The 10866-nt window shown below is 41.3% G+C and carries 10 protein-coding genes; 4 read left to right on the top strand and 6 right to left on the bottom strand.

All coding sequences use genetic code 11. The features are described from left to right. Positions 1 to 429: 429 nt before the first annotated feature. The 4 genes from DRZ93_RS02055 to DRZ93_RS02040 all read left to right on the top strand — a co-directional run bounded on the left by DRZ93_RS02055 (position 430) and on the right by DRZ93_RS02040 (position 4328). Positions 430 to 804 (top strand): Rid family detoxifying hydrolase, encoded by a 375-nt coding sequence (locus DRZ93_RS02055; RefSeq protein ID WP_113744475.1) that lies wholly within the window; start codon positions 430 to 432, stop codon positions 802 to 804. A 12-nt stretch (positions 805 to 816) separates the two neighbouring features. Then, positions 817 to 2154: a D-serine transporter DsdX gene (gene dsdX, locus DRZ93_RS02050; RefSeq protein WP_113744474.1), complete on the top strand. Its 1338-nt coding sequence runs from the start codon at positions 817 to 819 to the stop codon at positions 2152 to 2154. 10 nt (positions 2155 to 2164) lie between these two features. Continuing rightward, a complete protein-coding gene (locus DRZ93_RS02045) occupies positions 2165 to 3499 on the top strand; it encodes a D-serine ammonia-lyase (RefSeq protein ID WP_113744473.1) in 1335 nt (444 codons plus the stop codon). 130 nt (positions 3500 to 3629) lie between these two features. Then, positions 3630 to 4328, top strand: a complete 699-nt coding sequence (locus DRZ93_RS02040; protein WP_113745687.1) for a helix-turn-helix transcriptional regulator — start codon at positions 3630 to 3632, stop codon at positions 4326 to 4328. Positions 4329 to 5079: 751 nt separating this feature from the next. On the opposite strand, the gene DRZ93_RS13480 is transcribed toward DRZ93_RS02040, so the two are convergent. The 6 genes from DRZ93_RS13480 to DRZ93_RS02015 form a co-directional block, all read right to left on the bottom strand. Beyond that, complete coding sequence (locus DRZ93_RS13480; RefSeq protein ID WP_172457991.1) at positions 5080 to 5217, bottom strand: hypothetical protein; 138 nt, start codon at positions 5215 to 5217, stop codon at positions 5080 to 5082. A gap of 159 nt (positions 5218 to 5376) precedes the next feature. After that, entirely contained in the window at positions 5377 to 6234 is an 858-nt protein-coding gene (locus DRZ93_RS02035; RefSeq protein WP_113745686.1) for an NYN domain-containing protein, read from the bottom strand. A 21-nt stretch (positions 6235 to 6255) separates the two neighbouring features. Continuing rightward, a complete protein-coding gene (locus tag DRZ93_RS02030; protein WP_172457990.1) occupies positions 6256 to 7386 on the bottom strand; it encodes a GntR family transcriptional regulator in 1131 nt (376 codons plus the stop codon). 35 nt (positions 7387 to 7421) lie between these two features. Further along, the gene (locus tag DRZ93_RS02025) at positions 7422 to 8774 is read right to left on the bottom strand and encodes a sulfatase family protein (protein ID WP_113745684.1); all 1353 of its coding nucleotides are present in this window, start codon (positions 8772 to 8774) and stop codon (positions 7422 to 7424) included. Between the two features lie 3 nt (positions 8775 to 8777). Beyond that, on the bottom strand, positions 8778 to 10295 hold the full coding sequence (locus tag DRZ93_RS02020) for a tripartite tricarboxylate transporter permease (protein ID WP_113745683.1): 1518 nt from the start codon (positions 10293 to 10295) through the stop codon (positions 8778 to 8780). A gap of 8 nt (positions 10296 to 10303) precedes the next feature. Then, entirely contained in the window at positions 10304 to 10819 is a 516-nt protein-coding gene (locus DRZ93_RS02015) for a tripartite tricarboxylate transporter TctB family protein (protein ID WP_113745682.1), read from the bottom strand. Positions 10820 to 10866 lie beyond the last annotated feature (47 nt).

The raw sequence follows: 10866 nt of genomic DNA, 5'->3' as shown, positions 1-10866 counted from the left end.
ATATAAATGTATACACTTAAAAGAGCCTAAACTTCATATAGAAAAATACATCTAAAAATTATTTCTATGCAAAAAGAGATCTGCTGTCATTTAATAATGGCAAAAGTCATCAGATGAGTGGACTTTTTTATGTAGTCAATGCCTGCAGCTAATATATACAGATCTTATCATTTAACATTTATATAGTTTCCTACTAACATCTATATAGTATCTTTAATTTATACCCAGCCCCCTCCTTTCTCTATAAACAGAGGCAGATCTAAGCTTTAACTACAGTCAGTGCATATAGTGAGCTCTATCAAAAAACTTAAATCAACATAATTTGATTAAATAAAATTTTTATAATAAAGGTGATTTAAATCAAATTTATTTTAAGTAAGCTTACCTAAAATAGTGGTGTAACTAAAATTTTGTTGAGTGAGGTTTTATATGAAAAATGTTATTAGTTCAGAACTGGCGCCAAAAGCTGTAGGTCCATACAGTGCCGGCATTGAGAAAAACGGTACTGTCTATCTGTCAGGTCAGCTGCCAATTGATGCAGCCACTGGTCTGATGCCTGAGGGCATTAAAGAGCAGACAACTATGTCTTTAAAAAATGTTGAGTCACTGCTCGTATCTGCCGGTCTTTCCTTTGATGATGTGGTTAAAACCACTGTCTATCTGTCAGATATAAATAACTTTGCAGCTATGAATGAAGTCTACCAGAGCGTTTTTAAAGCTCCATTCCCAGCCAGATCTGCCTTTGCCGTACGCGATTTACCAAAAGGTGCATTGGTTGAGATTGAGTGTATTGCTATAAAATAGAGGGTAAAAGCTATGGATCAAAGTCTGTTAACTCTTTTTGTACTCATATCGAGTATTCTGCTTATTGTCTTTACCATCATCAAATTCAAGCTTCATCCTTTCCTGGCGCTGCTTCTATCCTCCTTCTATGTTGGTATTATCATGCAGGTCAATCCTCTTGAGCTGCTCAAGGGTATTGAAAACGGTATAGGTGGAACCTTAGGCTTTTTAGCCTCCATCATCGGTCTTGGTACCATTTTAGGTAAAATGCTTGAGGTGTCAGGTGCCGCCGAGAAAATCGGTATTACTCTTTTAAAGAGTAAATTCCTCTCACCTGGCGTTATTATGGTCATTGTAGGTCTTATCTGCGGTATTACCCTCTTTGTTGAGGTAGGTGTGGTGCTTTTAATTCCTCTGGCCTTCTCTATTGCCAAAAAGACCAATACATCACTTTTAAACCTGGCCATTCCTCTGTGTACTGCTCTTATGGCTGTGCACTGTATTGTACCGCCACATCCTGCTGCTCTATACGTGGCCAACCACCTCAAGGCTGATTTAGGTACAGTTATTCTTGCAGGTTTATTTGTAGGCCTTATTGCATCTTTAGTCGGCGGTCCGATGTTCTTAAAGATGATCAAGAATAAAGTTCCATTCAAAGAGGTTCCTGCTGAGTTCTCTGATATCAAGGTACGTGAAGAGTCAGAGCTGCCATCTCTTGGCTCAACTTTATTTGTAATCTTCCTGCCAATTGCTCTGATGCTTATCAAAACTGTAGCTGAACTTAATTTTGATAAGGAAAGCTCCACCTATATGCTCCTTGAGTTTTTAGGCAACCCTATCACCGCTATGTTTATTGCAGCTTTTGTAGCCTACTATGTTTTAGGTATCAAAAGACAGATGAGCATGAGCGATCTTTTAGCCCACACAGAAAACTGCTTTGGTGCCATTGCCAATATTCTGCTTATCATTGGCGCAGGCGGTGCTTTCAATGCTGTTCTGGTTATGAGCGGCGTGTCTGAGAACTTAGCTGCCATTCTTGCCAATATGCATATGCACCCTATTCTTTTAGCCTGGCTTGTAGCTATTATTCTGCATGCAGCTGTTGGCTCTGCAACTGTAGCCATGATGGGCGCCACTGCCATTGTAGCTCCAATGCTTGCCATGTATCCTCAGATCTCCCCTGAGATCATAGCCTTAGCTATAGGCTCAGGTGCTATTGGCTGTACCATTGTGACAGACTCACTGTTCTGGCTTGTAAAGCAGTACTGCGGTGCCACCATGAACGAGATTTTCAAATACTATACCAGTGCTACTTTAATTGCCTCTGTTGTAGCTTTAGTTATAACCTTTATGCTCTCATTTGTAATGTAAGGAGTAAAAAATGTCAGATTTCAATGTTAATGAATTAGTAGAAAAATATCCTTTACTGGCCGATCTTATAGCTCTTAAGGACAGTGCCTGGTTCAATCCAAATATTGCCCCTTTTGCTGTAGCTAAAGATGATGTGGGTCTTGATGCAAATGATATTGATGATGCAGCGCAAAGATTAAAGCGCTTTGCTCCATACCTTGCCAGAGTGTTTGAAGATGCTGCCAAAAGCAAGGGCATTATTGAATCAGAGATTGTAGATATATCAAAGATGAAGGAGGCTCTTGAGGCTGACTATGGCGTAAAGATCAGAGGCCGTCTCATGCTCAAAAAAGACAGCCATCTGCCAATCTCAGGCTCCATCAAAGCCCGTGGCGGTATTTATGAGGTATTGCATCATGCCGAAGATCTGGCCATAGAGGCTGGACTTTTATCTAAAGATGATGATTACTCAAAGCTTGCCTCTCCTGAGTTTAAGGAGTTTTTCTCACGCTATAAGATAGCTGTAGGCTCAACTGGCAATCTAGGTCTGTCCATTGGCATTATGAGTGCCAAATTAGGCTTTAATGTCAGCGTACATATGTCAGCTGATGCCAGAGAGTGGAAGAAGCAGAAACTGCGCTCCCATGGTGTCAATGTTGTAGAGTATCAGAATGACTACTCTGTAGCTGTAGCTCAGGGCCGTGAGGAGGCTAAAAAGGATCCTTCATGCTTCTTTATTGATGATGAAAACTCAAAGACCCTGTTTCTAGGCTACTCTGTTTCAGGTCAGAGATTAAAGGCACAGCTTGATAGCATGGGCATTGTGGTTGATAAAGAGCATCCTTTATTTGTCTATCTGCCATGCGGTGTAGGCGGCGGTCCTGGCGGTGTGGCCTTTGGTGTTAAAAATGAGTTTAAGGATGATGTACACTGCTTCTTTGCCGAGCCTACACACTCACCATGCATGTATTTAGGCGTTTATACTAATCTGCATGAGAAGATCTCTGTACAGGATTTAGGCATTGACAATGTCACAGCAGCTGACGGTCTTGCTGTAGGCAGAGCCTCAGGCTTTGTAGGTCATGCCATGGCCCGTCTCATTGATGGCTACTATACCCTCTCAGATGATGAGATGTATAAGCTTTTATACATGTTAAGCTGCAAGGAGGATATCAAGCTTGAGCCTTCAGCTCTTGCCGGTATGAAGGGTCCTATGTGCATTATGCAGGCACAGGAGTACCTAAAGCGCATGGGCATGGATGAGAGCGTGCTTGACAATGCCACTCATATTGTATGGGCCACAGGCGGCGGTATGGTGCCAGAGGCAGAAATGAGTAAGTATTTAGAAAAAGGCAGCAGTCTTTAAATTTTAACGCACAATACTTTATATAGTGTAATGAGGAGGGTTGCCTCCTCATTTGTTTTAAAGGCTGTACTTGTTAATAGTATATTTTTTGTTAGTATATAGTTAAATTTAACATACTGCGGTGAATAAAATGAGAAGTAAATTAGAACATGAATATCTGAATTATCACTATACTGATGAGGATAGACAGACACTCACGCAGTATAAGGCCCTGGTTGATGCCATGGGTGGCCTGTTTGGTGAGACCTGTGAGATTGTACTTCACAGCTTTGAAGATCTTAATGCCTCTGTAATTCATATTCATAACGGAGCCTTAACTGGCCGCTGCATAGGCTCCCCTGTTACCGACAAGGCACTGCAGATCCTGCATGAGCATGAAAAAAGCGCTATTGATCACTCTGATGTGTACTTTACTAAAAATAAAAACAATCACACCATGCGATCAACCTCGACCATTATTAAAAACTCCAAAGGCCGTCCTATTGGCATGCTGTGCATAAATCTTGATATCTCAGTGCCGCTCGATAAGCTTTTAACCTCTTTAATGCCGCATGATGTTATGCCAAAGGCCAGTCACGATGCAGAGAACTTTGCAATTGATGTGGATGATTTGATAGTCTCTCAGACTCTAAAGGTCAGAGAGCAGATTTTTGCCGACAGCTCTATCTCGCTGCGCCAGAAAATAAAGGAAATTGTCACTATCTTAAATATTCAGGGTATTTTCAAGCTGCGTGAGGCTGTAATTAAGGTGGCCGAGACTTTAGATGTCTCACGTGATGTGGTTTATATGCATCTGCGTCAGCTTAAAAAGCAAGAGCATGATGATTAAGATCTGTAAAAAAGCATAAGAAGATAAAGAGCTATACTGCTTTTATCTGTATGTATCAAAAAGCATACCCTTATTGTACGGGCCCTGTATGGAGCCTTTTTTGTGCCCCTTATATAAAAAGATGGGATTTTTTCCAAGGCGGGTAAAAGTTACACCGAGGATCTTTTATTGCACATGTTATATAAAGATTATCTAATGGTTATATAAAGGCTGTCCGTATAGTTATATAAAGATTGTCCTAATAACTATTTATAGCTTGGTAAACATCAGATCTTTATATTTGCCCTGTGTTCTTTAGAGCTTAAGATCTTTTACTGTCATAACTCTTATAGCTCTTAGTTTGTTGAGCATAAAGTCAGGAGATCTTTTCTTTTTTATCTTTTCTTTGTGCAGTTTAAATGCGTCCTGAGCTTATGTTAAAGGCAGGACAAAGCCTGCCATCTCTAAAGCCTTGCCTATGAGTGTGGCTTTTTAGGTGTTACTAGAATACGTAGCGGGCATTAGCCGTCACACCAAATTTATCAACATTTAAAGATCTAGTATAGTTGAGGCCAAGACCAAAGTTTTGTCTTGTAGATTCAAGATCTAAGGTGGCACCATAGGTTACATCATCTAAAACCGCTGAGCTTAATGCCGTATTTGTTGAAGAGCCAACAAAGTTTGCACTTGAGCTGTGCTCTGTATCACCTGTATTGCAGGTAATGCTAAGGTCAGCTGATAGTTTAAATGTCCAGGCACCGGCCTTGATATCCTAGCTTAAAGTTACACCTACAGGAATAAAGACAATACTCTGTAGATCAGATGTAACAGCGACTAAAGCTTCCTTGTCAGAGACTACCTGATAGCCATCAGAGTTTATGCTGCAAAAACGTAAGATAGCATGTGGCACTATATCTGCAAAAGCGGTTGCAAACTTATACTCAGGGTAAAAAAGACTTTTATGAGTATAATCTAAGATAGATGGGCAAGAGCGTTGCCGCTCTTTGCAACAAGCAGCCTGAGGTCTTAGATGAGCTTAAGGTGCCCCTCTGGCACCTTTTTAACGCCCCTATTTGTTGTCAGGATTTGAGATTTTCTGTTTTTTATATTTAAAGCCAAGTGAGACAAATAGTTCAGATACTTTCTTAAAGCCATAATCCTTAACCTTAAAATCAGGATATTGTTTGCGAACTTTCTCAGTAAGCTGACTTGTATATATGCTATGCCCATTAGCCTGAGCTAAAACCTCTTCGACAAATTTTTTAATGTGCTCGGCACTCTTTTTTGTCTTTTGTGTTAAAGTGGCCTTTGCAGCAGGAGCTATCTCCTGCTCCTTGCTCTTTATAGTATCTACGTTTATGTCTGATGCAAACAGAGCAAGTGGCGTATCATCCATGACATATAGGATCTGATCCTGATTTAAAGGCACCTCAAGGGTGGACATACACTCATCATCAGAGCAGTACATATCATAATTATCAAGCTCAGCACCAAAATCAAGGGGTAGCTGCTCGCTATCAAGATTGACAAAGGTGGTGCATGAGTTCTTTAGAAGATCATGTGTCTTATTCTGTCCTGCAATAATAACCCTTTTATCAAGCCTGTCGAGCTTTAGAATAAGACTTGAGATATCACTGTCAGAGCTTGCTATGATAAAGGTATCAATATCTGTACTTAAGGCAAGCTCAATGGCATCAATACACAAGGCAATATCAGCCGAGTTTTTGCCTGTTATAAGATGAAAGGTCTGTATGGGCTCAAGATTGTATTTTAAGATATAGCTCTTCCACGGACTATAAGATGGCTGAGAAAAGTCTGCATAGATGCGTTTGCATACAATCTGCCCCAAGCTTTGTGTATAGGATACAAGACGGTCTGCAAACTTTGAGCCTATATTCTCACCGTCAATTAATAGCGCAATCTTCATAGATTTTAAGATAAACTGTATTTAGATGTCTTTGACACTGCCGCCTAAATGTACCTTTGGCTCAAGCAGTGATGAGTACTCATGTATTCTGTCTTTAAAGTCTTTGTTTTTAATCATAAGCAACAGATTTGATGCCACCCTCTGCCCTATATCAAAACCCTGATTTATGGTGCAGGTGACATTGTCATGCTCAACCTCATCAGATGACATATCAAGGCTTACTAATGATATATCATCAGGCACTTTTTTATTAAGAGTCTTTAAAACTTTTTTGACAAGTTTATAGATAATGCTGTTGCAGCACACTAAAGCTGTGGCATTGGGAATTTTTTCAAGATAGGATTCTATATTTTTTCTAAAGCTCTGATCATGGGCATCATCAGAGACACACCATTTTAAATAGCGATCGCGCAGATCAAGCCCTGAGAGCAGCATAGCCTCATACATGCCCTGAAACTTCTCTACAGCCTGATAGTTGTCACACACAAAGATTCCGCCTATTTTCTTGTGGCCACGGCTTATAAGATATGAGGCCATCTCTTTGCCAGCCTGCCGCCCGTCGGTCAGAACCTTTGGATAATTGAGCTCTTTGTAGTAATTGTTATAAAAGATAACAGGAATCTTAAGGCTTTCATAACACTCTTTGTACAGCTCAAGATTAGGATTTAAAAGCGAGGCTTTAACCCCGTCGACAATAAAGCCGTCAAAACCCTCATGCATCAGGGTTTTAATACATTCTCTTTCATTGGCAAATTTATTGTCTGTAATATAAACCTGCAGATTTACACTGTGACCGTCAAATACACTCTCAATACCCTTTTTAAGCTCGGCATTGGCCTTGGCATCCTGTCCCTGCACAATAAGAGCAATCTTGTATTTATATTTAAGATCTTTATTGAATTTTTCTTTATAGGTGTTTTTGTTAAGTACACGGTCTTTGTTGAAAAAGGCACCGGCCCCCTGCACCTTGTAGATAAAACCGTCATGCAGCAGTATATCAAGGGCTGCTCTGACAGTAGACCTGCTCACGGTCAGCTCTTTGGATAAAAAGAGCTCAGATGGCAGTTTGTTTTTAGATGAGAATTTATTTTTCTCAAGAAACTCAACTAAATAGTCAAATACCATTTGTGTCTTAATATCATGTCTGGCCATGAGCATGTCTACCTTTAAATGCTAAAGAATAAAACTTAGTCCTCTATTGTAACATGCATATGCTCTGCTTCATTTATCATTTGCATAAGTCTTCTACGCAAGGTCAGTTTTATCTCAGTATAATTTTCATCCCTGATCTTATTGTCAAGCTCATATGGATCGACACTAAGATCGTACAGAAAATCATCACGATAGTGATCAGATGAGCCCTTCTCGCCGCCTCCTACGTTAGGAGCATAGACTGCATAACAGTATCTGTCAGTACGTATGGCACGGCCAAGACGACTTTCAGATATCTGAATGAAGGCCTCCTGTTTACGTCCGGCATCCTTTCTGTGCACTACATCGATTAAGTTCTCGCCAATCATTTTGTCACCCACATCAATGCCGGCCAGAGCAAGTATGGTCTTTGGCAGAGAGTCTGTGCTTACCACATCATCAAAGCGTACACCGCCCTTAAACGGACCGCCTGCTATGACAAGGGGTACATGCACTGCAGCATCATGGCATGATCTCTTGTAATCATCATAGCCGTTTAAATGCTCATCCTTGTTGCGTGTCATAAAGTGAGAGCCATGATCTGAGGCAAAGATAATAACAGTATTATCATAAAGGCCCTCATCCTTAAGGCGCTGTACAATGCGGCCTAAATTTTTATCAAGAGCTGCACACTGACCTATATAGTCAGGATACTCCTCTTTGGCATTGCCGCCTAAAGCTTCAAGATCGTGCGGCAGTTTGACATCTTTGTATTTCTCCTTGGAGCCCTCAGGTCCCTCATAATGTCTGTGATCATTCTGATGATGCGGCTCAATCTGAGAGATGGTCATGAAAAACGGCTTTTTCCTGTCATATCTGTCAAAGAACTCTAAAGCAAAATCAGTAATGCAGTCAGCTCTGTAGCCTTTAAAATCAAGTCTTTGATTGTTCTCATCAAAGATATAGCCATCATAGCCATGGGAGGTAAACTCAAGCACATCAGATGCTCTCCAGAAACCGCTATAACCGCCGCGATACTCAAGAGGAATGGCAGTTATGGTGTGATCAATATGAGGCTTTTGCTCAAGCTCGCCCTCAGATGCTAAATGCCATTTACCAATATAGGCAGTCTCATAGCCGCCCTCTTCAAGATAGTTGGCCAATGTCTTTACATCATGCGGTAGCATTTTATTGTTTCTAAAACAGCCTGTAGTTGTTGCATACTGACCTGTCTGGAACAGGGCACGGCATGGGCCGCAGACAGGCTGAGGTGAGATGGCTGTGCCAAAGGCCACACCCTCACGGGCCAGGCTATCTAAATTAGGGGTGACATCAAGCTCCTGTCCAAAACAGCCGCAGGTATCATGTCTTTGCTGATCAGTAAAGTAAAATAATATATTAAGACTCATAACTTATTCCTCACTCATAGCCTTCTCTACATCTTTCTGGGTTTTCATCTCAAGTTTTTTAGATTTGACAATGGCCCACAGGGCAACAACTATAAGCACTATAAGTGCAATACAGTAACCTGAACTTACAAAGATTGATGGGTCGCCATCTGAGAGCAGCAGTGCTCTGCGGAAATTGGTCTCTGTCATATTGCCAAGCACCAGACCTAAAAGTATTGGCACGGCTGGCAGATCAAGGCGGCGGCAGATCCAGGCCAGTGCACCAAAGTACAGAGCCACAGATACATCAAAGTAATTCTTGTTGACGCTATAGGCGCCTGCAAAACAGAAAATTACAATAATTGGAGTGAGTATCTCCTGTGGAATGGCTAAAACCTTGGCAAACAGACGGGTTAGGAATGAACCCTGCAGCAGCATGAACAGGTTGACAAGGATAAGACCTAGCATAATGGCATACATGATGTCGCCATCTGTGGTAAACAGTGACAGACCTGGATTTAAACCATTGATCATAAGGGCCGAGAGCATAATAGCCACAGTGCCGTCACCAGGAATACCTAAAGTCAAAAGCGGAATTAAAGTGGCGCCGGTTACGGCATTGTTGGCAGATTCAGCAGCTACAATACCCTCAACCGAGCCATGGCCAAATTCCTCTTTGTGCTTTGACATGTTTTTGGCCTGACTGTAGCTTATCCATGAGGCCTCAGAGGCACCTGTGCCTGGAATAATACCTACAATAACACCAATAATGGATGACAGGCAGATAGGACGGATAATTCTTCTTTTCTCATCCTTGGTGATAACGCCATCATCAAGCTTTTTGCGCATGGACACTTTAAGCTGTGAGACAAAGCCCTCTGCTTTGCCTATAATCTCAACTAAAGCAAATAAACCGATAAGACATACGGCAAGATCAAGGCCTAAATATAATCTGTCCACACCAAAGGTTAAGCGATCATAACCTGTCATGGAATCAGAGCCTACACAGGCAAATAAAAGACCTAAACAGGCTGCAATAATACCCTTGATAATACTCTTGCCAGAGACGCCTGCAATAATGGTAAGACCAAACAGACAGACCATAAAGTACTCGGCTGTACCTAGCTGTGCTGCAATCTTTGCAACCTGAGGGCCTAAAAAGAGCAGTGTAAAGGCTGAGAACACACCACCAAAGGTTGAGGCATAAAGAGCCAGCTTTAAAGCCACACGGGTTCTGCCCTTTTTAGATAATGGATAGCCATCGAGCATGGTGGCCGCAGCATGCGGTGTACCTGGGGTGTTAATCAAAATGGCCGACACCGATCCTGCATAGCCGCCTGCACAGTAGATGCCAAGCAGGAACATCATGCCAGGAATTGCTGTGAGCTGATAGGTAATTGGCAGGAATAAAATTACACATAAAATAACGCTAAGACCTGGAATTGCAGCAAATATAGCGCCTATAAAGACACCTATATTTATCCACATCATATTCTCAAGCGTAAATAATAAAGCCGAGGCTGAGAGCATATAATCAAACATATTACCTCCTAGAATCTGACTTTAAGGCCAAAGTAGAAGGCAGCCCAGATAGCCACAGCAAGTGTCAGGGCAATTGCATAGTAAGAGAGCTTTCTACATTTGAAAAAGATTAAAAAGGAGAGCACACAGAAGATGGCGCCAAGCACAAACATCTCACTTATCGAGGCAATTAAATAGGTTGCAAGTAAAATACCAAAAATGATAAGAGCCTTGACCTCGGTGAGCATATTTAAAGTCTTATACTCAATGGCTCGGCCCTGCATGATGGCAAATACATCCTTGACAATCAAAATGGCACAGCAGATTAACATGACCCACATTAAAAGAGTCGGAAAGGCCCTGCCGTTGACCACATGGTTATCACCTATAGGGATCTGTGTATCCATGGTGAATAATATAAACAGAGCAAAAAGAGCCATGACAATGCCGGTCACAAGATTTATAGGTATACTGACCGTTTTTTGTTCAAGTTTTTTAGCAAGAGGCTCTGTTTTTTGCTCTATTGCATCAATTACAGCACGCATAAGTAATCCTACCTTTACACAAAAGCACTAAACAGCAATAAAAAAAT

This window comes from Anaerobiospirillum thomasii (genome assembly GCF_900445255.1).
GTDB lineage: Bacteria > Pseudomonadota > Gammaproteobacteria > Enterobacterales > Succinivibrionaceae > Anaerobiospirillum_A > Anaerobiospirillum_A thomasii.
This window is presented reverse-complemented; position numbering and strand designations above follow the sequence as displayed.